The 21,537-nt window shown below is 40.6% G+C and carries 30 protein-coding genes; 25 read left to right on the top strand and 5 right to left on the bottom strand.

Features of this window, described 5'->3' with window-relative positions; translation table 11 throughout:
* Position 1: 1 nt before the first annotated feature.
* The gene (locus MKY82_RS24005; protein WP_339294537.1) at positions 2–1,165 is read right to left on the bottom strand and encodes a betaine/proline/choline family ABC transporter ATP-binding protein; all 1,164 of its coding nucleotides are present in this window, start codon (positions 1,163–1,165) and stop codon (positions 2–4) included.
* A gap of 852 nt (positions 1,166–2,017) precedes the next feature.
* On the opposite strand from MKY82_RS24005, the gene MKY82_RS24000 reads away from it, so the two are divergent.
* The 19 genes from MKY82_RS24000 to MKY82_RS23910 all read left to right on the top strand — a co-directional run bounded on the left by MKY82_RS24000 (position 2,018) and on the right by MKY82_RS23910 (position 15,027).
* Positions 2,018–2,569, top strand: coding sequence for a hypothetical protein (locus MKY82_RS24000; protein WP_339294536.1), 552 nt, complete (start codon positions 2,018–2,020; stop codon positions 2,567–2,569).
* 22 nt (positions 2,570–2,591) lie between these two features.
* A complete protein-coding gene (locus MKY82_RS23995) occupies positions 2,592–3,221 on the top strand; it encodes an HAD-IA family hydrolase (protein ID WP_194543839.1) in 630 nt (209 codons plus the stop codon).
* A gap of 16 nt (positions 3,222–3,237) precedes the next feature.
* Positions 3,238–3,690 (top strand): DUF4275 family protein, encoded by a 453-nt coding sequence (locus tag MKY82_RS23990; protein ID WP_233355030.1) that lies wholly within the window; start codon positions 3,238–3,240, stop codon positions 3,688–3,690.
* 53 nt (positions 3,691–3,743) lie between these two features.
* Complete coding sequence (locus MKY82_RS23985; RefSeq protein WP_194543838.1) at positions 3,744–4,214, top strand: hypothetical protein; 471 nt, start codon at positions 3,744–3,746, stop codon at positions 4,212–4,214.
* A gap of 281 nt (positions 4,215–4,495) precedes the next feature.
* Positions 4,496–5,680, top strand: coding sequence for a DHHA1 domain-containing protein (locus tag MKY82_RS23980; RefSeq protein WP_339294535.1), 1,185 nt, complete (start codon positions 4,496–4,498; stop codon positions 5,678–5,680).
* Positions 5,681–5,938: 258 nt separating this feature from the next.
* A complete protein-coding gene (locus MKY82_RS23975) occupies positions 5,939–6,541 on the top strand; it encodes a hypothetical protein (RefSeq protein ID WP_339296712.1) in 603 nt (200 codons plus the stop codon).
* Positions 6,542–6,625: 84 nt separating this feature from the next.
* Positions 6,626–7,147, top strand: coding sequence for a GNAT family N-acetyltransferase (locus tag MKY82_RS23970; RefSeq protein WP_339294534.1), 522 nt, complete (start codon positions 6,626–6,628; stop codon positions 7,145–7,147).
* Between the two features lie 16 nt (positions 7,148–7,163).
* Positions 7,164–8,057 (top strand): carbon-nitrogen hydrolase family protein, encoded by an 894-nt coding sequence (locus MKY82_RS23965; RefSeq protein ID WP_339294533.1) that lies wholly within the window; start codon positions 7,164–7,166, stop codon positions 8,055–8,057.
* A gap of 60 nt (positions 8,058–8,117) precedes the next feature.
* Complete coding sequence (locus MKY82_RS23960) at positions 8,118–8,522, top strand: GNAT family N-acetyltransferase (RefSeq protein ID WP_339294532.1); 405 nt, start codon at positions 8,118–8,120, stop codon at positions 8,520–8,522.
* A gap of 42 nt (positions 8,523–8,564) precedes the next feature.
* A complete protein-coding gene (locus MKY82_RS23955) occupies positions 8,565–9,380 on the top strand; it encodes a GNAT family N-acetyltransferase (RefSeq protein WP_339294531.1) in 816 nt (271 codons plus the stop codon).
* A gap of 68 nt (positions 9,381–9,448) precedes the next feature.
* On the top strand, positions 9,449–10,159 hold the full coding sequence (locus MKY82_RS23950; RefSeq protein ID WP_339294530.1) for an alpha/beta hydrolase: 711 nt from the start codon (positions 9,449–9,451) through the stop codon (positions 10,157–10,159).
* A gap of 172 nt (positions 10,160–10,331) precedes the next feature.
* The gene (locus MKY82_RS23945; RefSeq protein ID WP_194543833.1) at positions 10,332–10,877 is read left to right on the top strand and encodes a GrpB family protein; all 546 of its coding nucleotides are present in this window, start codon (positions 10,332–10,334) and stop codon (positions 10,875–10,877) included.
* A gap of 51 nt (positions 10,878–10,928) precedes the next feature.
* Positions 10,929–11,417, top strand: coding sequence for a GNAT family N-acetyltransferase (locus tag MKY82_RS23940; protein WP_339294529.1), 489 nt, complete (start codon positions 10,929–10,931; stop codon positions 11,415–11,417).
* Between the two features lie 54 nt (positions 11,418–11,471).
* Positions 11,472–11,930, top strand: coding sequence for a hypothetical protein (locus tag MKY82_RS23935; protein WP_339294528.1), 459 nt, complete (start codon positions 11,472–11,474; stop codon positions 11,928–11,930).
* A gap of 62 nt (positions 11,931–11,992) precedes the next feature.
* Complete coding sequence (locus MKY82_RS23930) at positions 11,993–12,463, top strand: GNAT family N-acetyltransferase (RefSeq protein ID WP_339294527.1); 471 nt, start codon at positions 11,993–11,995, stop codon at positions 12,461–12,463.
* A gap of 43 nt (positions 12,464–12,506) precedes the next feature.
* Complete coding sequence (locus MKY82_RS23925; RefSeq protein ID WP_339218740.1) at positions 12,507–12,914, top strand: NUDIX domain-containing protein; 408 nt, start codon at positions 12,507–12,509, stop codon at positions 12,912–12,914.
* 108 nt (positions 12,915–13,022) lie between these two features.
* The gene (locus MKY82_RS23920; protein ID WP_220684385.1) at positions 13,023–13,481 is read left to right on the top strand and encodes a GyrI-like domain-containing protein; all 459 of its coding nucleotides are present in this window, start codon (positions 13,023–13,025) and stop codon (positions 13,479–13,481) included.
* Positions 13,482–13,758: 277 nt separating this feature from the next.
* Complete coding sequence (locus MKY82_RS23915) at positions 13,759–14,406, top strand: FusB/FusC family EF-G-binding protein (RefSeq protein WP_194543827.1); 648 nt, start codon at positions 13,759–13,761, stop codon at positions 14,404–14,406.
* A gap of 96 nt (positions 14,407–14,502) precedes the next feature.
* Complete coding sequence (locus MKY82_RS23910; protein WP_339218736.1) at positions 14,503–15,027, top strand: GNAT family N-acetyltransferase; 525 nt, start codon at positions 14,503–14,505, stop codon at positions 15,025–15,027.
* A 41-nt stretch (positions 15,028–15,068) separates the two neighbouring features.
* On the opposite strand, the gene MKY82_RS23905 is transcribed toward MKY82_RS23910, so the two are convergent.
* The gene (locus tag MKY82_RS23905; RefSeq protein ID WP_339224565.1) at positions 15,069–15,131 is read right to left on the bottom strand and encodes a hypothetical protein; all 63 of its coding nucleotides are present in this window, start codon (positions 15,129–15,131) and stop codon (positions 15,069–15,071) included.
* Between the two features lie 74 nt (positions 15,132–15,205).
* Here MKY82_RS23905 and MKY82_RS23900 point away from each other — a divergent pair, with 74 nt between their 5' ends.
* The 6 genes from MKY82_RS23900 (at position 15,206) to MKY82_RS23875 (ending at position 18,997) form a co-directional block, all read left to right on the top strand.
* Positions 15,206–15,832: a C39 family peptidase gene (locus MKY82_RS23900; RefSeq protein WP_339218734.1), complete on the top strand. Its 627-nt coding sequence runs from the start codon at positions 15,206–15,208 to the stop codon at positions 15,830–15,832.
* 247 nt (positions 15,833–16,079) lie between these two features.
* Positions 16,080–16,628, top strand: coding sequence for an HAD-IIIA family hydrolase (locus MKY82_RS23895; protein ID WP_339294526.1), 549 nt, complete (start codon positions 16,080–16,082; stop codon positions 16,626–16,628).
* Positions 16,629–16,644: 16 nt separating this feature from the next.
* Positions 16,645–17,337 (top strand): DinB family protein, encoded by a 693-nt coding sequence (locus MKY82_RS23890; protein ID WP_339294525.1) that lies wholly within the window; start codon positions 16,645–16,647, stop codon positions 17,335–17,337.
* Between the two features lie 44 nt (positions 17,338–17,381).
* Positions 17,382–17,921: a DinB family protein gene (locus MKY82_RS23885; protein WP_339294524.1), complete on the top strand. Its 540-nt coding sequence runs from the start codon at positions 17,382–17,384 to the stop codon at positions 17,919–17,921.
* Complete coding sequence (locus MKY82_RS23880) at positions 17,914–18,144, top strand: hypothetical protein (RefSeq protein ID WP_194543822.1); 231 nt, start codon at positions 17,914–17,916, stop codon at positions 18,142–18,144. The genes MKY82_RS23885 and MKY82_RS23880 overlap by 8 nt, the downstream gene beginning before the upstream one ends.
* Before the next feature lie 100 nt (positions 18,145–18,244).
* On the top strand, positions 18,245–18,997 hold the full coding sequence (locus MKY82_RS23875; protein ID WP_339294523.1) for a hypothetical protein: 753 nt from the start codon (positions 18,245–18,247) through the stop codon (positions 18,995–18,997).
* Positions 18,998–19,138: 141 nt separating this feature from the next.
* Here MKY82_RS23875 and MKY82_RS23870 read toward each other — a convergent pair whose 3' ends face one another.
* From MKY82_RS23870 to MKY82_RS23860, 3 genes are read right to left on the bottom strand one after another with little or no spacing between them, the layout of a single operon-like run.
* Positions 19,139–20,005 carry a DUF4097 family beta strand repeat-containing protein gene (locus tag MKY82_RS23870; RefSeq protein ID WP_339294522.1) on the bottom strand — a complete coding sequence of 289 codons (867 nt, stop codon included), beginning with the start codon at positions 20,003–20,005 and terminating at the stop codon, positions 19,139–19,141.
* 33 nt (positions 20,006–20,038) lie between these two features.
* Entirely contained in the window at positions 20,039–20,737 is a 699-nt protein-coding gene (locus MKY82_RS23865) for an ABC transporter permease (RefSeq protein WP_339294521.1), read from the bottom strand.
* Positions 20,730–21,461: an ABC transporter ATP-binding protein gene (locus MKY82_RS23860; protein ID WP_339294520.1), complete on the bottom strand. Its 732-nt coding sequence runs from the start codon at positions 21,459–21,461 to the stop codon at positions 20,730–20,732. The genes MKY82_RS23865 and MKY82_RS23860 overlap by 8 nt, the downstream gene beginning before the upstream one ends.
* Positions 21,462–21,537: the final 76 nt, after the last annotated feature.

Here is a 21,537-nt window from a genome sequence, read left to right as displayed (position 1 = left end):
ATCACTCATCCTCTCCGATCAGCACCGGAGGAACCATCGTAGGATAGACTTCGGCCAAATGTTTAACCACACTGCCTCTTGTGATTAATCCGAGGAAACGGTTATTGCTGTCTACGACAGGGAGGTTGCTGAGCTGATGACTGTCCATGATCTCGATGGCCTGTGGAAGCGTGCTTCCCGAAGCCACGGAAAAACGGACCGGATGCATAACGTCTGCCACGGTTTTGCCTTCTTCGCCGTATTGGTCGAGCACGCGGTAGATCGAAACCGCGCCTTGTAGCTGACGGTTACGGTCCACAATCAGCAGCGAGTCGACTCGCTTCAATTCCATCATCTTGATGGCTTCAGCCAATCCCCGGCTCGGGAATGCCGTGACCGGATTCGTAATCATCACTTCATCCACAAGCGGAATTTCATAGGCGCTTTCATTTTCATTTTGCAGACGTTTCGAACCGATAAAGTCACGTACAAATTCGTTTGCGGGATGCCGTAAAATGGTGTCCGGTCTACCTGTTTGGATTACTTCGCCATCTTTCATCAGAACGATGGTATCCGCGATTTTAATAGCTTCATCCATATCATGCGTCACAAAAATAATGGTTTTATTGAGCTCCTGCTGAAGACGGATCAGCTCATCCTGAAGCTGCTCGCGGCTGATGGGATCCAGTGCGGAGAATGGCTCGTCCATCAGGATAATATCGGGTTCAGCTGCCAGCGCTCGCACTACGCCTACACGCTGCTGTTGTCCGCCGCTAAGCTCAGATGGATAGCGCGTACCATATATGGTGTGGTCCAGTCCGACCATGTCCAACAATTCATTTACTTTTTGATCTGTTTTGTCTTTATCCCATTTCTTCAGACGCGGAACCACGCCCGCGTTCTTGGAGATATTCATATGCGGAAATAAACCAACGCTTTGAATGACATAGCCGATATTGCGTCGAAGTTCAACCGGATTCAATCTCGAGATATCCTTACCGTCAATCAGAACTTTGCCCGAGGATGGCGTATTGAGCGCGTTGATCAGCTTCATGGTAGTCGATTTGCCACAGCCGCTCGGTCCGATGAGGACGGTAATTTCCCCTTTTTTGAATTCCAGATTAATGTCTTTCAGCGCGTGAAAGCCATTATCGTAAACCTTGTTCACATGCTCCAGTACTATCATTCAATCGCCCCTTTGCAAGCAGTATCCATATTATGCGGAGCATTTGGCATATCATCCATCGGGGACCCAAAAACTGTTGAGGGGAAAAGCGCGGTGCCAGAGATATGAGAAGGCTTCAGCCTTGTTATGTAGAAATGGAAAATACCTAAGCAAGTTAGCATTAAAAGAAATCAAAATGGAATAGGATTAAGCGCATGATTAAGGGGTGGAGAAAGATCTAAGAGGGAAGCCCTGAGGGTACTAACAATTTAAGTTAAAAATCTTCGTTATGGCATTGACTTACATACCCAAAATTCCACCTTTATATGCAATGTAGCTTTCCAAACTATGCAATCCCTTGTTACATCCATCCGAAGAAGTATTCCAAGCCTGTATGCCCCTGTTCGTATCGGGAAAATATGCGTTCTCATACATGAATCCCTGTTATACCTGCGCGAATCAAGCAGCAATGTCATTGTGTCACTGCTTCCCTCGGCCCAAATGGATATATGCAAAATACGTAAGCAAGCAACGATTCCCTTTTGAGTAGGACCGTGTAACTGCTAATGCAATAATATGTTTAATTCTATTACCCAGTTAGCATTGGATTGAAACATGTATATGGAACGATATTGAATATGTGGTACCTCGGGTCCAGAATGCCCAAGGGTAGATAAATGATTGACTCGTGAGGAGCGATAGTTGATTTGAGAAGGAATAGCATCATATAACACAGTATCCAAACCATTGGACTACCCTCGCTAGGTATTCGGATGTATAATAATGGAAGAGATTGCCTGAGATTTAAATGAAACGCTTGAAAATAGTAATAATTAATGTTTGTACATATCTGATATAGCAGGAGAATCTTAGATGCCGTTAAATTACAAAAGGCCAGAAACATTAGAAAAGCTTGTTCAATTGGATCAGGAACTTCATCAATTACATGGGCAAACTGTCCATGATTACATAGGCTTTTATATAAGCTTTAATAATGATGATGACAGATATGAATGCACACCAGAGGACGCTGTAGTTTTTGGCAGAACAGGAGTAGGTGGGGACCACTTCGCTTTTTACACGTTTAATCAAACTCTAAAAGATTTAGAAGAGGCCCCGATTATTTTTATACAACCTATGTTTGAGAATGCAGTAAACTTGGTTGCGAGAAACCTTAGGGATTTTCTAGCTTTATTCATCACCCTTAAGGAAATTTATGTTCTAGAACGTTTTGAATATTATAAGAGCCAATCGGATTTTATCAAGGATTATAACGAGAATTATTTGAAGGACATAGATTCACGAGAGAGTGAACTTCAATTCTTTATTGAGGAATTAAGGGAGAAGGTTGCTGAAGGAATTACTGATATTAATGATGCATACGCATACATTACGGATTTAAGAAAAGAAATTCAATTGCCATAGAGTATAGAAAGGAAACGATTCAATGACTGCAAAGCCACAACTGGTATTAGATTTAGCTGGTGTATTAGTCAGTAATTTCTCATCTACGTTTTGGCTCCAATTATCTAAGGGTACCGAAATCTCGTTTCAAGGCATCCGAGAACAATTTGATGAGATTCGAAAAGATCTATGGACTGGAAAGATCAAAGAAGATGATTTTTGGGAATGGATGAGTCTGCGAATAAAGCAAATTAACAAAGAGCGAGCCAGAGCGTTATTAATTCAATCACTGGAACCTCTCCCTGGATTAAATTATTTGGCGGAGTGGAGTGAAATTGCAGATATCCATATCTTAAGTAACCATTGTAAGGAATGGTTGGAATCGATTTTAGAAAGAGTAGAACCCTATACAAAGAGCATAACGATTTCAAATCAAGTAGGTTTAAGAAAACCAGATATACAGATATATCAACATGTCGGCAAACAATTTGAAGCAGGCCAAACGGTTGTTTATATTGATGATCAAGAAAAGAACCTGAAACCGGTTATCGAACTTGGATGGAAAACCCTGTTAGCAGATAAAGAGCATAAATGGATAGAACAAGTTGAACTCATGATAGGAATGAGGAGGAGAACACTTGATTTGAAAAGAGATTCAATTAATTCTAGATAGCTTACCGGAAGAAGAATTGCAAAAAATTTATTGGTCTATTCAATTTATTCAAAAGGAATATTTATATAAAGAAAATTTAATTGAAAAAGGCGTAATCATCTCAAATCTATTTGATGGAACAACTGAAATTATTAATAATTGGGACAAGACGTTTGCACTAAACATTAGTGACGATATAAAAGAAAGCACTTTTTACGATCAATATAAATGGCATATTTTCAGTTATGAAATACAAGATTGTCTGAAACAACATGAAGCAAGAAATGCTTTTAATGCTGAAATTAAAGATGAAGTATATGTTATGTACCAAAACTCTCCCCGTGTACTTCTATACAGTAATGCAAATGCATTAGTCGCAGAGGATTTTGATTCCCAACAAGATATCTATGTATTTAATAAAAATTTTACTTGGACGTATGTCAATACGCATGAAGACATGTGTGGGCCCTATTTTTATAAAGTGAAATAATTTCGTCGTGATATATGAACCGTGCGAATATAGATTTGGGAGGGATTCAGGAAGTGGGTAGAAAATCATTTATCATGATTTCCGTCATCGTATGCTTACTACTTAGCTTAGGTTGTAGTAATAACCATGAAGTTACTTCTGACGACATTGGCAAAATAAGTATAGAACTACAAGAACAAAAAGAAGAATCAAATGGAACCATGTTCACACTAAAACTGCATAACAAATCCAGTCATATTATAGTACAAAATAATGTATATTTAAGTTTTCCCATAAAACTTGAAAACGGTGTTAAAGGGAATGATTTTAAGATCGAAGCTAGAAATAATAAGCTCAATATTGGTCCGGGAGAAGAATTACTTCTTACCGTATTTGCTCCGAAGGAAATGTATGAAGGAAACCATAATATTGACTTAGAAGATCCCCATATCGAGATTAAAGGTTTCTTTAATGAAGTAACCGAAAAAAATCAATTCAATATGATTGGAGGGCATCGTACTATGGTTGGTTTTAATGGGGAGTGACTTATGATGAATCGAAACATTTTAATAATAATGAAATCTGTGGCCCACTAGGAATGATTCCGTTGGGGGCGCTATGATATTTATAGAAAACAATCAAGTACATAATCTAGGAGGGATTTTTGTTGATCCCAACGATCAGCATCAAGGAATCGGTAAAAAGTAATGAAAGAAATTGAATCTGGTGGAGACCCCATCTTCTTCTATATGTATTTTTGTTATTCTATTATTAAGGTAGTGAGCATGATACTAAGCGAATTTTAGGGAATTGTGAGGAAATGAAGATGACAAAGAAGTTGTATTACGAATCCGCATATATCCGGGAGTGGGAGACACGAATCACGCGGAAACTGGAACGGGAGGACGGAACCTACTTGATCATGGAGGAGACGGCTTTTTATCCGCACGGTGGAGGGCAGCCTTGTGACCTGGGGTGGATCGATAAAATTCCTGTTCTTGATGTCGTTCAGGAGGAAGGCGAAATCCTGCATAAAGTCGAGCATTTGCCTGAGAAGGAAGAGGTAAGCTGCCGTTTGGATTGGGATAGAAGATTCGACCATATGCAGCATCATAGCGGCCAGCATCTCCTGTCTGCCATGTGTCTGGAGGTATGTCAGGCGGAAACACTCAGTTTCCACCTGGGTCAGGATTACGCTACGATTGATATCGCCCGATCTGACCTGTCTCAGGCCCAACTGATGATGCTGGAGCTGGAAGTTAACGATCAGGTTTACCTTAATCGAAAAGTAACGAATTATTTTGTGAGCCGGGAGCAGGCTGCTGCCCTGCCGCTGGTGAAGCAGCCGAAGGTAACCGACGATATCCGTATCGTAGAAATTGAAGGTATCGAATATAACGCTTGTGGGGGTACGCATGTCTCCGCAACGGGTGAGATCGGAATGATCAAACTGCTCAGAGCCGAGAAACAGAAAGGGCATTTGCGTATCTATTTTAAATGCGGTTATCGTGCATTGAATGAATTCAATGCGGGAATGGAGATTTTAAGCAGCCTATCAGCCAGGTTCAACACCTCTAAGGAGGAGGTTTTGGACCGGATTGCAAAATGGGATCATGAACAGAAGTTGCTCCAGGCTGAATTGAACGCCGTCAAGGCTGAAAATGATGTTTACCTGACAGGAAAGCTATTGGCAGACCGTCAGGGCAGCCTGATCAAACACGTTTTTGCAGACAAGCCGCTGAAGGATATGCAGAACCTGGCGGCAAAGCTCACCGAAGAAGCTGACGTTATCGTGCTTTTCGTGTCCAACGCAGACTATAAAATCGTCCTCGCTCAGGGAGGGAAGGGTGGTCTCGCCTGCGGCGCGTTCTTTAAGCAGTATCTGGCTGATTATCGAGGTAAAGGCGGAGGCAGCGACAAGCTGGCACAGGCTGGTTTTGCCACCGGGGAGGATGCAATGGCGTTTTACCATTTTGCGGCACAGTCATTAAGTAAGCTTGAAGAGGTGTAATGGTCTATAACTTAAAAGCATTTAAGCGGGTTTAGCAGCTTGTTTTTATACCAAAGAGTGTAAAACAAACACTCTCGGAATCACGCCTCAGTCTAAGATAAGTATTATCTAAGCTGGGGCGTTTCATTAATACACAGATCGGTAAGTGGAAGGTGCAATTATGAGTTCCAGTTCAAGGAGTCTGGAGCCAATGACATCAGATAACATAGTATTTCTGCATTGGATTTCTAACATTTATATCGAACAAGGAGAAAAATGATGAAACGTATGCCATTTGAACGTCCAACCGAGCATTATGATGAACATTTGATTACTATTGATGAGCAAATTTGTGCATTGTTGAAACAAAGGAAGGAACTTTCAGGCAACAATCCAGGTTTTCCGCCATTTGAGTATATTTCACAGTGGGCGACAACGTTTGAACTTTACGAGGATTATCTAAAAGCCATTTTTGGAACGTTTATGAGCGAAGAACATTATAAACCCATGGTTGATCCAACAGGGTTCAGAAAACATATTCCGGTTTTAAAATCAGTTGTAAAAGGAATGTTCTTTTATACGCTGAACTCAATACGACAATACGCTAATGCAAGTGTAGTAACATTCAGCATGGATTGGGACATGACAACTGAGCAAACTTCAAGTTCATACAACCTTAGCCATTTTGAATTGTATGTTGGAGAACAATATGATTGTCGAATGACCAATGGCGGGGGTTCTTCAGGTCATGCATCCTATAACTATGTAATATCTCCGCCTTTACCTGATGATATTTCAGGAATGGAGTTCGTGTTCAAGGAATTTAGCAAACCTTTTAAAAATAATGAGACAGGTACTGAAATCGTCTTCAGAGTTGAATGATTTGAAGTATTAACGTTGATGGCGGTATTTCTAAGAAAATCATGCTGCGTTTCGCCCAATAGGGTCCAGATAAGGAGATCAAACATGAAGGACATCATAAACATAAAGAGACTAACTACTTTAGAAGAAGCTGAATTGCTGGATCAAGAATTTGCTGAGCGTTATGGGTGGTATCGACAAGGAGATTATTATCATAAGTGTCTAAGTGAGAACAATACCAATAATCGAGTAACACTGATTGCTTATTACAATGATTCGTTAGCAGGATGCTGTCATTTAATCTATGAGTCTCAGTATCCTTATTTTCTTGATAACAATATCCCTGAGATTAATGATTTGAACGTATTCCCTGAGCATAGAAGAAAGCATATAGCAAATAGATTATTTGATGAATTAGAGTTGCTTGCCTCAAAGACCTCTACATACATAGGGCTAGGAGTAGGGCTGTACAGAGATTACGGAAATGCCCAAAGAATGTATACATCTCGTGGATATGTGATGGATGGCAGGGGGATGACCTATAAAAATGTTCAAGTAATACCAGGAGAATCAGTTATCGTTGATGATGATCTATTGATTTATTTAGTTAAGAATCTAAAGAGTTAATGTGAGGTGCAGAATAATGAAAACCTTTACAGTCGCAACCGTACAATATAATTGCAGTGAACCTGATCAAAAACTAAACACGGAAATTGGACTAAGATACGTAAGAAAAGCCAAAGACCTTGGAGCAGATATTGTATTATTTCCTGAATGTTGGATAACTGCATATGCTTTTCCCGACATTGTTGAAACCAAGCTTCCCGCAGAAGAGATAGAGAATCATCCTGATTTCAAAGCTTGGTATGAGGCGGCAATAGACGAAAATAATACAGCCTTAAAATCTTTTCAAGCATTTGCGGAAGAATTATCTATTGGTATTGTCATCACGGGTTTTACAAAAGGGGTAAAGCGTCCTCAAAATTCAGCATTTGTAATTGATCGGAACGGTGAAATTTTATTAAAGTACAGCAAAGTTCATACATGCGATTTTGATACTGAACGTATGCTGGAGCCTGGTACTGAATTTAAAGTATGTGATTTTGATGGGGTGAAGATTGGGGTCATGATTTGTTACGACAGAGAATACCCAGAAAGCGCAAGAGTATTGATGTTAAAAGGAGCAGAAATCATTCTGGTTCCCAATGATTGCGGGACCATGGAGCCAAGATTACAGGCTCTTTCTACTAGGGCTTATGAAAATATGGTTGGCATTGCGATGGCGAACCCTCCTGGTGAACATGCGGGATGCTCTTGTGCTTATAGTCCGATTATGTGGGATTCTGATGGGAAATCGGTCGATAACACCATTATGCTGGCGGATCATATGTCAGAGGGCATATTTATTGCTGAATTTGATCTGGATGAAATTCGTAAGTATCGTAATAAAGAAATGATGGGCAATACGTTTAGGAAAGTGAAAGCTTATAAAGATTTACTAACTGAAAAAGTAGAAGAGCCTTTTATACGGGAATAAACAGAATCATCAGACCAAAACATATTAATAGCTGGAAAATTAATTAAATGAGGGTTAACTGTGGATCTGGAATATAGAATCAATGATGACTGTATTGTCAGTGAAGTTGAAGAAGTATTTATTCGATCAGGGATCAGGAGACCGGTAGGCGATTCTGATCGAGTTCAGAGGATGATAGATCATGCAGATGAGATTATAACGGTAAGAGAAGGAAGTAAACTGGTGGGATTTTTAAGGGCCATCACAGATTATTCATATTGCTGCTATATTTCAGATATTGCGGTGGATACGGAATATCAAGGATTAGGAATTGGCAAGGAACTAATCAGAATATTGAGGGACAAATTAGGAGAAGACGAAATTCAATATGTGCTCACCTCAGCACCGAAAGCCGTAGGATTTTATGAGAGGATCGGATTCGAAAGGGCAGATAAAGCTTTTGTAATAAGAAGAAAGAAGAATTGAATCTAGTAATCAGATATTTGGTAAGGCATGGGGGATATAAAAGTGATAACAGAACTTAATAAATCAGAGTTTTATAAGATAAGACATATTACGGATAAGTGTAAAAATATCGAGGTTAGGGCTGTGGTTAGCGGGAATAACCCGGGCGGGGTCTATGTAGATCATCCAACAGAACCCACAGCAGCATTAATTTGGATTGAAGGACAAAAGGGTTTTCAGATTGTTGGAGATGCTCAGAGTACAACATTTATAACAGAACTAGCAGAATACATGAGAAATCATATAGAACCCAAGCTACAGGAGCAAGATATAAATTGGGTCGAGATTGGTCTGGATCCTGATCCTTGGGATAAAACGATACAAAACATTTTTCAGGAGCGCCGCATTTCGAGTGATACTCAACATGTGTTCACATTAAGAGGGAAGCCACCACACATTGGATTTCAAGATAGCGTTGTAAATATTCAACGGATAACTCGTGAGTTATTGAAGTCAAGACGATTGGATAACCATTCGTTTTTAGAAAAGAAGATATTACGATTTTGGGATTCTATAGACTCTTTCTTAGAGCAAGGATTCGGATATTTTGTTGAGGATAATCACAATGTGGTGAGTTTATGTTTTTCAGCATTTGTTGTAGATAAAACGCATGCAATTGATATCGAAACGCTTGAAGAGCATAAAAGAAGAAATTATGGTGCTGCAGTAGCTCAGGCATTTGTACAGGAATGTCTTCAAAAAGGAATTCGTCCATACTGGGACTGTACTCCGGAGAATACAGGGTCTATTCGACTTGCAGAGAAAGTAGGAATGACCCCTGATTTTGACTACCAAATATCATGGTATGGTTTATCTTAGGGCACTGGTATAAGGTCCAGTAGATGAGGGAGACGAAATATTCTAAATCGAAATGAAGGAGTCATTGAATGAAGCTCATTTCTCAAACCTCAATAAATAATGGTGTAAGCATTCACTACCTTGATTCTCATCCTGATTCAGACTTTTCGTTAACTCCACTTCTTATATGTCCTGGTCTCTCCGAAACAGCAGAAGAGTATCAAGATTTACTTGAATACCTAATACCCAGAAGATGTATTGTATTATCTTTTCGAGGGAGAGGCCAAAGTGGCACCCCGCTGACTGGTTATGATTTGAAAGACCATGTTGCAGATATCGAATCCGTAGTGAAAAGCACCGGGATAAACCATTTTCATTTATACGCCTTCTCAAGAGGTGTGTCTTACGCTTTGGAATATACCAGATTACATCCTGACCAAATTGGCAAATTGATTATCTTGGACTATCCGTCTGAACATAAAGCGATGCCCATGGATTGGCCTAAAGCCTATATTGAAAATTATTTAGTACCCTTTAATCGTGTGTCTCATATTCGCCCGGAAGCGGTTAGGGGAATTCAACGTGAATCGGTACAAAGATCAATAAAGTTTAGTTCAGAAAAGCCCATACTTGTTATGAGAGGGCTACTAGAAGGCTCTATAATATCTAGTGAGGAATTGGAAGAATATAAAGAACAATTTTCTAACCTGCAAATAGCTGAATTAAAGAATAGCGGACATGACTTTCGAAGCACAGAAAGATCAAAGCTATATAAAATCATAAAAGAATTTGTAGAATAATCGGGGAAAGAACTCCCTTATAATCACACTCATCGCTGTCATTAGGCTGCTCGGTCTACCGGAGACATTTCGAAGGATCTGAGCGAGTGGATCCTTAGAACAAGATGAAAACTGAATGTGCCGAGAAACCAAACCACTTCCTAAAGTGTTTAAACCAAAGGAGACAAATTACATGGATGATCAATGGCGAATAGCTGAGTATGATCCAGAGTGGCGAAACTTGTTCTTGGAGATAGGAGGGAACATACGAGAAGTTTTAGGGGATATAGCAGATCGAATTGACCACGTTGGATCTACGTCGATTGTTGGACTAGATGCCAAACCAATTATTGATATTCAAATCTCAATTAGTAATTTTGAAGATGTGAATCAATATAAGAATAAATTAGAGTCTATAGCGTTTGTATTTCGTAAAGAAAATCCTGATAAGACTAAAAGGTATTTTCGAGAAATTCCGGGACATCGGAGAACACATATTCATGTAAGACAAACGGGGAGTTACTCAGAACAATTGACATTATTATTTAGAGATTATTTGAGAGAACATAAAGAGGATTGCTTAAGATATTCGGCAGAGAAGCACCGGTTAATGGGATTGTACCATCATGAAAGACATAAATATGTTGAAGGCAAAGGCCCGATTGTATGGGAGTTAATACAAAAGGCACATGTTTGGTCACAAGAAATAGGTTGGAAACCAGATAAACCGGATCTGTAGGCGAATCAATGAAACTTCAAAAAGGAGTAGGATGATACAAAAGGAGACGTTATGGAAATCGAACTTATTCCTGTTTCAGTTCAAGAGAAAGAAACATTATCGAACATGTATCAATTTTATTTTTATGATTTTAGTCAATACACTAATCAGAACTTAAATGATGATGGAAGATACGGGGTGAACATTGATTTCTATTGGGAAGGTGACCCTAGATGGAACCCATATTTCATAGTATCGTCAGGAGCAATTCTAGGGTTCTTGGTTGTGCTGTTTGAGAATCTAGACACAGATCCAGACCCAACGCATGTAATTTATGATTTTATGATTTTGAAGAAATATAGAAGAAACGGGATCGGTCGCACCGCAGCTAAACAGGCATTTGGGTTATTCAATGCAAATTGGAAAGTAGCTCAAATGGAGAGTAATACAACTGCCATATCTTTTTGGAGAAACGTAATCAGTGAATATTCCAAGAATAATTACACAGAGAGATATAGGGAAGATTCAAAGAAGTACATGCAAGAGTTCAGTACAAAGTAGTAACCCCAGCGGGTGGAGGTGTGATGCAGGATCGCATAGAATGGAGGATTTTTATTGAGAAAGTTACGCCTTCGTCATTTTGTAATCCTAATATCAATCATCTTGATATGTGTAGTTGTTTATTTCTCTAGTCCAATCAGAATTCAGCAAATCATCAGCTCTACGGATCATGTTGAAAAAATATATTTTACTTATCATGCTCAAGGAGAAACCAAGAGGTACCTCATTCAATTCGATGAACAAAATGAGATTGCCGAAATGATAGATATTCTAGATACGATTACTTACTCTCGTGAAATTAACACATATCAAGGAACAACCAGCAGTATTGTAATGATGGATATTTTTAATCGGGATTCAAGTAATTATTCACTCAGTATAACGGGAGATGGAAAAATCATTACGGATCATAAGCTATATCAATCCAAAAGGGACTATGAAGCGATTTTTAAGAGACTTATAGAATGGATAATGAACAACGGAACGTCCCAGCCGATTAATCAAGTGGAATGAATGGAATACGATTCGATTATTTTGAAAGGTGAAGTGATGTTAATGGATTCGGAGGTGATTCCATGATAATTAGAATTGCGAAAGAGGAAGATATCGATCAACTTATTCGGATGAGATGGGATTTTACGCTGGAAGACGATCTAGATGGAACATTAAAAAACGAAGCTTATAGTGACTTCTACGAGGAGTGTTATGATTTTTTATGGAAGGCATTTCAAAGTGATATTTGGAGTATTTGGGTTGCTGAAGAAGACGGCATGGTCGTGTCCAACATATACATAGAACTTATTCACAAGGTACCGAGACCAGGGAGAATGACACATCCATTTGCATATATGACGAATGTATATACAAAACCTGATTATCGAGGTAAGGGGATAGGAAGTAAATTAATATCAAAGATTAACGAATGGGCAAAAGAAAATAAATATGAATTTATTATCGTATGGCCTAGTGATGAAGGGGTTGATTTTTACAAGAAAAATGGATATCAGCACTGCAAAGAGCCAATGGAAAATATGTTATGTGAGTAAAGCAGTTAATACGGAGGGAATTTATATATAAAGGAGAAGTAAGATGAATCTACCTAAACATATTGTCTCTGCTGCTGCAGTTGTACTGAATGAAAATAATGAAATATTACTTATCCGGGGGCCGCAAAGGGGCTGGGAAATGCCGGGCGGAGTCGTTGAAATTGGAGAGTCTTTGGCACAAGCAGCAATCAGGGAAACCAAAGAAGAGGCTGGAGTGGATATTGAGATTATAAGGTTTTGCGGGATTTTCCAAAACGTGAAGGCGAGTATTTGTAATACATTATTTCTTGCGAAATACATTGGAGGTACACCCGTAGCTACAACAGAAAGTCTTGAATCAGGATTCTTCCCACTGGATGAAGCATTGAATATGGTGACCTATATGAATTTTAGGGAGAGAATCGAAGTTTGCTTAAGACCAGCTGATGAGCCGGTATATATTGAGTTCTAGAAGGAACAAGCGTGAAGGTAATTCAAGAAATGCACATGCTGCATTTAACAACATTTTAATGCATCTAGCCATTATCAAATATATTTTCAACGAAAGAGAGTGAGCTCTGTGAAGGTAGTCGAACTTCATGAAATGAAATTAGTCGGAATAAGAGTAGTATGTCCCGGTGACCAGTATGTTAAAGAGATCCCCAAGGCTTCGGTTGAACTTAAAAATAGATTGCAAGAGATTCGTGACGTTGTAGAACCGGTTAGACTTGTTGGTGCATTCATTGCTGAGGATGTATCGGGAGGGGAAGATGGTTATTGGGTTTGTGTTGAGGTACTTGACATGAAACAAGTTCCTGAAGGGATGGTCTCATTAGTCATTCCAAAACAAAAATACGCAGTTCAACGACACCAGGGGCCTAATGATGAAATTAGAAATACATATGAAAAGCTCCATCGCTGGATACTAGAAAATAACCATGAACGATTGCCGAGATCCTGGCATCTGGAGATTTCGGATGAATGGGGACATGGGGAAGTAAATCATATTGAAGCAGACTTGTATGACACCATTAAATAGATTTTAAGTTTGATATAGACAGTGTTCCCTTCCAAGGGAATAAATTGCGCCAACTGGCACTTGCTGTTATAATTTTGCGTATGAAATGTGATTGGGGGTTATACCGATGGCAATGCTGAATTGCTCATTAGCTAGGAAGTCCTCATGCAAAGCCTGATCTGGGGCGATACTTTGCGTGGGGTGCGATAGATGAATTCGATCGCCCAACCTTAACTTTATCGTTTCTAATAACAGGCTTTGCACCTTCATTTTTAATAAAAATAAGGGGCTGAAAGCTATGAGTACACCATTTATTAGAAACCACCAGTTTAACGTGATTAAAAAACAATCGGATTTCCTTCTGAAAACATTGCGAACGATCGCGGATAGAAAAGTCCTGGAAACGGTCAGGTATCGTGCCGTAACAAGCACTTTGGAAGCTTTTCCGTCTCTAACAGAGGATCAGAAGCGGATGCTTGGAGAAATGTCGACCATTGAGAAGGCCGAGGATTTCCAGAGATATCTTAACGCGTTAGAACCCTATCTGGAGCCTTATCCGACGATTACGCTGAAACAGATTCAGAAGTTATTTCCTAAAAATAAGAAACTGAAAGTTCCGGATCTGCAATCGATCGACTTTCGATATGTAACGTATTTGGGCTGGGTGGATATTGCCACAAACAAGTTATATATCGTATATCCGTTCGAAGGAAGATTCATCGGGATCGAGGGAAGAATTACGCCGACCAACAAGAAAGGCTACTGTCTGTTCTGCAACCGGCATCAAGAGCTTGCCTTGTTCTCGGTCAAGACCAAGCCGGCCGTTGCTTCACCGGATAATCTTTCGTTCATTGGCCAATACGTATGTCTGGATAGCCAAGCATGTAATCACAGCATTACCGATACAGGGGCACTTGAGAAGTTCATTCTCTCCGCCAGCAAGTAACACAGGAACTAGAAATAGGCTGCCTCTAAGGGCAGCCTATTTTGTACTATGTTCCCGTTTAAAGACACAATGGTCATTGAAAGGACGTTGAAACCTATGAACGATGTAAGATTAGTTAAGCCTCAGCTAGAGCTTGAAGAAGAATATTTGTCATTTTATCAAGAATGGAAAGAATCCGGTGAGAATATGGTTCCTTGGGTTATAAGTAAGGATCCAAGTGATTTTCAGGGGATGCTGAAGGAACTCTCTAATCAAGAGAAGGGCATTGGTGTAAAGGAAGGCTGGGTCTCAGATTCAACCTTTTGGTTGATCGATAAACAACATAGAGTATTAGGTGCGGCTAATATTAGACATCAATTAACCGAACATTTATATAATGCTGGCGGCCATATTGGCTATGGAATCCGCCCGTCAGAAAGATGGAAAGGCTATGCGACTAAACTATTGGAATTGTCCTTGATTGAGGCCAAGAAACTGGGGATAAACGATGTATTAGTTGTATGTGATGCCGGTAATGTGGGATCGGAAAGAACCATTATTAAGAACGGCGGGAGGCCGGATACAGACTACATAGAGGAGGATGGAAACGTAATTAAAAGATATTGGATTAATAATACGTGATAGGCTAATGCGATCCATTGCGAAGTAGCGAGGGCACCGAACTAGACGCGGATGGTATCACCTCTGAAAAACTCGATAATAAACCTCCCTGAACTATAAAAAATGAGATATAGACCTGCTATTAGGCCGTTAGGTCATGAGGATGCGTCAGTGAATAAACACAAAGTAACACGCAGATATGCGTTTAGTAGGGAGTAGGTGGGTGATTATTATTTTTATTTTGAATCTAATCATCGTCATAATTATAGCCATTCTAATGTCATATTATTTTTCCATTCCAAGAAAAGATGTGATCGACACAAGCGTACTTCCAGAATCCTATTTGATTAGAACTTCAAATCGGATGGATATCCAGCCTCATTATGAATGTGCGGCTTATTCAAGCGCATATGTCCTGAGACATTTAGGAATCGAGGCGAACGGTAACGAGCTTTATAAACAATATCCCAGAAAGCTAGCCGATGGAACGGTCACTCCTAAGGGTATCCTTATATTTTTTAAAAGGCGTGGTTACGATGCGTCTTTTTACCGCGGTAATCTGCAAACGTTAAAGAAGCAAGTAAGCCAAGGGGTCCCGGTCATTGCGTTTATAAGGGTTTTTCCTAAACAGAGGTATTTACACTTTGTACCCGTGATTGGATTTGACCAAGAATACATGTACTTGGCAGATTCTTTGGAACACACCATAAACTGCGAGGATTCTAGCTATAATCGAAAAATACGAAAGCGTGACTTTGAGGCACTATGGAATACATGGGCCCCTTTTTGTAAAAAAAGTTATATTGTTATACGCAAAAGTGTTTAGAATCTGATGTCAATTTGTTCAGAAGCGAGGGTTGGCGAATTGCACATCAAGAAGTCGCAGACATCCTATAACAAGGTATCTACGCTGCGGGATGCGCCCTTAGGTTGCCTATCAAATTCGATGTGATGAAGGCGAGGCAGATAACACATGCCAGCCTAAAGTAGTAGTTAAACAGGATTTGAAAGCCAATGGTAGGAGATAATCCTATTCCCGCAAAAAAAATGAATGAAGAAAGGAGCCTGACCAATTGCTAGAGCCCCCAAGACAGGCGGTTTTCATTGACAGGGACGGAACGCTTGGAGGAACCGATCGGGTTGTTTTGCCCGGTGAATTTGAGCTTTTTCCGCAAGTACAGAAATCGATTGATTCACTCAGAGCTGCAGGCATGCTGATTTGTTCATTTACGAATCAACCTGGAATAACTCGGGGCGAAGCAGCAAAGGACGAATTCGAAGCGGAATTATTAGGCTTTGGTTTTGACAAAATCTATCTTTGTGCTCATGAGCATGGAGCGGGTTGTCCGTGTAGAAAGCCGTCCCCTGGAATGCTGTTGAAAGCCGCAGAAGAAAATAATCTGGATTTAAGGAAGTGTTTTGTCATAGGAGATCGATGGACGGATATGGTTGCTGCCAAAGAAGCCGGTTGCAAGAAAGTGTTAGTGAAGACGGGAGCTGGTGCCAAGGAACTGGAAAAATTCAATAACAACGAGTACTTCGGCAAATGGAAAGAAGCGTATCCCGATTTTATCGCGACAGACTTTAACGAAGCCGTGAGATGGATATTAGAGGGCGGCTAAAAAAGGATGGTTCTCTATGGATTTGAGTCAAAGAAAACAGTGGAATGAAAATCACAAAAAGCTAACCCGGATCATTTTGGATCCGGCTAAGCATCAGAGTGCAGTTGGCTTATTCTTGCAGCAGCATCGCTTGTTACATTCTTCAAGAATGAGCCATTCACCCAGTGCGACCCTTGAGGATGAATTAGTTAAAGATCTGCAAGAGGAAACATTCCGTCAATATCCAGTTACGTCTCCTGATACAAAGAATTCGATAATATGGCATATGTGGCATATGACGCGTATTGAAGACATGACGATGAGCGTACTCGTGAATAACGATGTCCAAGTATTGCACTCAGGCCAGTGGAATAAGAAACTCCACATTGATGATGTTCATTCCGGAAATGAAATGACGGAAGCGGAAATCGCTAACTTGAGTGCGACTCTTGATGTTGATTCATTATTCGCTTATCGGATTGAAGTTGGGCGGAACACTCGTGAAGTCATATCCCGTTTATTGCCAGGCGACTTTAAGCAAAAAGTTGAAGCGGCAAGAATCCATCAACTTAAAGTGCAGCATGCGGTTAAGGCAGAAGCAACGTGGTTGCTTGAATACTGGGGAAACAAAACGATTGCGGGATTAGTGCTCATGCCGGCAACAAGGCATATTTTTCTTCACTTGAATAAATCGATACGACTGAAACAAAAAATTCAAAAGTCCAAATAGTGATGCTTGATGCTATTTATTTTTACAAGAGAGGTTGTGCTAGGATGTTATACGATTTGCAAGGCGAAGAGAATATGTCGACGATCGTGGGAATGTTATATGGCGCTGTCAAAGAGAACAGCCAAAGGTTAAAATCCATATCAGAGGGCATGTCGCAAGAGGAAATAGACTACAAAGGCCCTGATAACAAATTCAATAGTGCCGCACAATTAATAAAACACATCATGTACGTCGACCTGAATTGGGTTTATAGGATTAAAGGGGAGACGCTTCCCCAGTCATTAACAGACGAATACGGCCCGATGATCGATGAACATAACAGGCTGCCAATGGTTTCAGGGATGCCTCTGGACACGCTTATATCTAAATATGAAGTTGTATTGAATATGCTGAAAGAAACATGCACGCAATTAACGGATGCTGATCTGGATAACATTGTCACATTTGGTCACGAAAATGAAAAGCAAGCCACCATACGGTGGGGATTATGGCATATGGCTGACCATAACCGTTACCACCAAGCCCATATTAATCAGCTTAGAAAGTGGTACGCTGAGCAAAGGAGAGGCATGGATCATGAATAAAAGAATACGATCCATCCTCGTATTTTCCTTGAGTTTGCTATCGCTGCTTATTTCGTTAAAGTTATTTTGGAATATGGGTATTTTTGTGGATGAATACGGCTTGAGCCCAGACATTGTGAGTGGCGGAGACTTCTGGCTTTTGATGGATTGGTTAAGATTAGGGTTACTGTTTTTAGTATGCGTTATATCTGGCGTTAGCATCTTAAAAAGCTTTGATGAATAAACCTAATTGGTTTGAAGAAAAAGCATATTTGTTTTCGAAAAAGTAGCAAGGATGCCAGAAATGTGACACATGATAGAAGGTTGTGAAAGGAGGAAAGAATATGCGAGCAACAGAAGATATCATGCAGGTATGGAGGAAGTTCAACGATTTTCCAATGGAGACCTTAACTAAAGCCTGGCACAGCTTAATCGACCCGGAATGCAAACAACGAACAACGGATGTCATGAAAGAGCATCGCGCATTATATGGAACGTCGGGCAATTGTTTTGATTTGGCGATTTGGTTAATCGATGAATTCAGACAGAACAAACGACCCTGTTATGGAGTACTAACGGCACATTTGCATGTAGCTGTGGTCGTAATTAATGAAGAAGGCAACAAATATTTCTGCGATCTAGGAGATCAATGGATTGAGCCTATTTTGTTAGAACCAAATCATGAAGCGTATACGGAAGAGTTTTTGGAAGATTTTTTTCCAGGTTCCCTTATCAGACTAAACACTCGCTCGAATCGACTCTTGGTAACCTACAGAAGACCAAACGGAAAGGAAAGCAGCCAAGGATTCGACTTGACGCCCGTATCCGATGAGGCATTGATCATCGCCGGGCAAAAAACGCAGCGCCTGTTCAGCGATCCGCTTGTGGAAAAGCGGATTTTTACGGATCAGCAGGTTCTCCATTGGGAATTCGATCATTACGAAAGCTACCTAAGTTCCAAGGAAGGCAGAAAAGTGGAGCTTCAGCTGAAGGATATCGAGGAATGGGCAGAACGAATACAAACGATGAGCGGGATCCATGAAGAAGTCGTCATACGTGCATTGGAAGTCTACTCGAAAAAGTCTTTGCATCCTTAGCGCCGGACGTTCATCACTTTAGTCTAGGAAGAACGTGTGGCAACCAAAAGGAATGAACAGCTATTGCCGTGCGGCTCTTAGGAGATATCTCTCGTGCTCGGGCTTGCCGGCAATAGTCCGTTTCGTTTTTTTCGCATTCCTTTATTTTACAGCGATCGTTCCGGAACGGCTGACAAGCTCCAATGCATGGGCTGCATCCCCAATCGTGCCTGCCACTGATTGTTCCGTGCTCTGTGTTTCTTTGAAGCCATCTAGACCAATGCTTATATCCGATGAATCGCTGGCTGCGTTAAGCTTTAAGGTAGCAGGAGGCGTTTTATAAGATACGGCGATATCTCCGGACCCGGTTTCTACGCGCAGCCTCTTTGCTTCTTCGATCTCTTTGACGGATACTTCCCCAGCTGTTGAAGCGATATTCATCAAGGGACTGGTCACGCCTGTAATATAGCTGTCACCGCTGCCAGAAGTTACGGTTAATTCGTTTAGCGAGCTGTCTTTCAATTTGAGCTCTCCGTCTTTGGATGTAAATTCCCCCTTGTCAGCTGAAAGCCCTTCGATGGTTTCAGAGCCCGAATGGTTGTTGAAGACGATGTTTAGAGCCGATACATTCTTCATCTTGATGTCACCCGCATCATTATTCAATGTAATCGTATCGACTTCTTGGTCGGGAATTGAGATATAGATCTTTCCTTTTTTGCCAAAAGTGAATCCAGCGATAGCACCACCCTGGTCTTTCTGGGTAACAACAATTTTATTCCCTTCCTGGTCAATCGTTACAGGGTCGCTCTTGTTGTCCTGACGCTTGCCATCGCAAGCGATAGTGATGTTCGAGGAATCCGAACGCTTGAATTCAATGTCCCAGGATTCATTGTTGATTTCAAATTCTTCAATGAGTTTTGCCTCAAAGGATGCTTCATGGTGATAATCTGATTTCCCTACACCTTGGCAACCCATAGCTAACCCGCCAACGGTAAGCAAAACAAGCGAAGTGGTTATAATTTTTCTCATGCTCAAGCCCTCCATTTATGTACGGTAAAGTTTTTAGGCCACGTCGCTTCGATCCACTTTATAAAAAGAAAGATAGCCAAGGATCAGGCCAAGCAGGCAGAGAGCAATCGGGATGGCGATAAACTGAAACAGACTGGTCGAACTTCCCCCGTCGGACACGGTAGCGTTAATCAAGAAGGCGATGATGACAGCCGAGGTTATCGTGGTAGCCGTTGATTTTTTTCTCATACCAATAGTTAAAGGAATCAGGCTGATTCCGGCGATCATGAATGCGTTGATCAACGTTGATGGAATAGCATCCACCATGTCATCGATACGAATCGGCGCGTCAAACAACCCTATTATCGGGTTCAAGAAGTACGTTGATAGATTGATCATATACGTAGTGAGGATGATGCTGAACAAACAAAATCCAAACACAATCGATAGCTTGGCTTTCATGATTTTTTTTCGCTGCAGGGGGTAGGTGAATAACACTTGGATCATGCTGCTCTTGTATTCTTCAATAACCAAACGTGACATAATCACACTTGAGAAAATGATATACGTAATTCTAATCAAAATATCCGATAAAGACATGAAATCCGCATAATTCATGGGTTCGTTCTCACTCTGAGAGCCCAGCGCCATCAATGTAACGGCGGCGAAAATTACCACAATACAAACGGCTAATCCTCTAAAATAACGGGTTATGTTACTTTTTTGCCATTCAAGCTGTATGAGTTTAAGCATATCGTTTGCCTCCATGAATGAGATGGATGAAGTACTCTTCTAACGATCCGGCATATTGTCTTCGGATGTCCTCCATCTTGACTTCCTTTAATAGTTTCCCCTGATGAATAATGCCAATCGTATCGGCGACCGATTCGATTTCGGATACGATATGACTCGAAATTAAAATAGTCGTTCCGTATCTTTCCTTTAAATGCAAGAAAAGCTCCCGCATTTCCTTAATCCCGATTGGGTCAAGCCCATTGATGGGTTCATCCAGAATGAGAATGTCGGGTTTCGTAACAATCGCGCGCGCAATCCCTAACCGCTGCTTCATTCCTAAAGAGAATTCATGGATTTTTTTCTTCCCCACACCCTGAAGACCTACGATCTCAAGCGCTTCCTTGATCGCAGTCTTATCGCGATAGTCCATGTATCTACAATGAAGCGCCAAATTAGCCTCTGCTGTCAGCCTGTCGTAAAACACGGGATATTCAATGATGCTGCCAATTCTTTTTAAGTATTCAACCGATGTTGGCAGAACCAGCTGATCGAATACTTGGATATTACCGGAAGACGGTTTTACCAGATTTAAGATCATTTTCATAATGGTTGTTTTACCGGCCCCATTCGGACCTAAAAACCCGTAAATTTCTCCTCTGCTGATACTCATATTGACGTTGGTAATGGTTTCTGTGCCCTTGAATGCCTTGCTTACTTCATTGATTTTAATGGCGGCGTTCACTTGTGATTTCCTCCCTTAATGATGTGCTACACTAAGCTTAGGGAATGAAAGTAAAAATAAAGTAAACACTGTGGAA

It is taken from the genome of Paenibacillus sp. FSL W7-1279 (genome assembly GCF_037969845.1).
GTDB lineage: Bacteria > Bacillota > Bacilli > Paenibacillales > Paenibacillaceae > Paenibacillus_AQ.
Note: the sequence above shows the minus strand (reverse complement) of the source record. Positions and strands in the feature narration are given on the sequence as shown.

Coding starts and splice junctions, on each gene's coding strand:
- MKY82_RS24005 (WP_339294537.1), bottom strand. CDS start 1,165: ATGATAGTACTGGAGCATGTGAACAAGGTTTACGATAATGGCTTTCAC.
- MKY82_RS24000 (WP_339294536.1), top strand. CDS start 2,018: ATGCCGTTAAATTACAAAAGGCCAGAAACATTAGAAAAGCTTGTTCAA.
- MKY82_RS23995 (WP_194543839.1), top strand. CDS start 2,592: ATGACTGCAAAGCCACAACTGGTATTAGATTTAGCTGGTGTATTAGTC.
- MKY82_RS23980 (WP_339294535.1), top strand. CDS start 4,496: ATGACAAAGAAGTTGTATTACGAATCCGCATATATCCGGGAGTGGGAG.
- MKY82_RS23975 (WP_339296712.1), top strand. CDS start 5,939: ATGAAACGTATGCCATTTGAACGTCCAACCGAGCATTATGATGAACAT.
- MKY82_RS23970 (WP_339294534.1), top strand. CDS start 6,626: ATGAAGGACATCATAAACATAAAGAGACTAACTACTTTAGAAGAAGCT.
- MKY82_RS23965 (WP_339294533.1), top strand. CDS start 7,164: ATGAAAACCTTTACAGTCGCAACCGTACAATATAATTGCAGTGAACCT.
- MKY82_RS23950 (WP_339294530.1), top strand. CDS start 9,449: ATGAAGCTCATTTCTCAAACCTCAATAAATAATGGTGTAAGCATTCAC.
- MKY82_RS23945 (WP_194543833.1), top strand. CDS start 10,332: ATGGATGATCAATGGCGAATAGCTGAGTATGATCCAGAGTGGCGAAAC.
- MKY82_RS23940 (WP_339294529.1), top strand. CDS start 10,929: ATGGAAATCGAACTTATTCCTGTTTCAGTTCAAGAGAAAGAAACATTA.
- MKY82_RS23930 (WP_339294527.1), top strand. CDS start 11,993: ATGATAATTAGAATTGCGAAAGAGGAAGATATCGATCAACTTATTCGG.
- MKY82_RS23925 (WP_339218740.1), top strand. CDS start 12,507: ATGAATCTACCTAAACATATTGTCTCTGCTGCTGCAGTTGTACTGAAT.
- MKY82_RS23915 (WP_194543827.1), top strand. CDS start 13,759: ATGAGTACACCATTTATTAGAAACCACCAGTTTAACGTGATTAAAAAA.
- MKY82_RS23910 (WP_339218736.1), top strand. CDS start 14,503: ATGAACGATGTAAGATTAGTTAAGCCTCAGCTAGAGCTTGAAGAAGAA.
- MKY82_RS23900 (WP_339218734.1), top strand. CDS start 15,206: ATGCGTTTAGTAGGGAGTAGGTGGGTGATTATTATTTTTATTTTGAAT.
- MKY82_RS23890 (WP_339294525.1), top strand. CDS start 16,645: ATGGATTTGAGTCAAAGAAAACAGTGGAATGAAAATCACAAAAAGCTA.
- MKY82_RS23885 (WP_339294524.1), top strand. CDS start 17,382: ATGTTATACGATTTGCAAGGCGAAGAGAATATGTCGACGATCGTGGGA.
- MKY82_RS23880 (WP_194543822.1), top strand. CDS start 17,914: ATGAATAAAAGAATACGATCCATCCTCGTATTTTCCTTGAGTTTGCTA.
- MKY82_RS23875 (WP_339294523.1), top strand. CDS start 18,245: ATGCGAGCAACAGAAGATATCATGCAGGTATGGAGGAAGTTCAACGAT.
- MKY82_RS23870 (WP_339294522.1), bottom strand. CDS start 20,005: ATGAGAAAAATTATAACCACTTCGCTTGTTTTGCTTACCGTTGGCGGG.
- MKY82_RS23865 (WP_339294521.1), bottom strand. CDS start 20,737: ATGCTTAAACTCATACAGCTTGAATGGCAAAAAAGTAACATAACCCGT.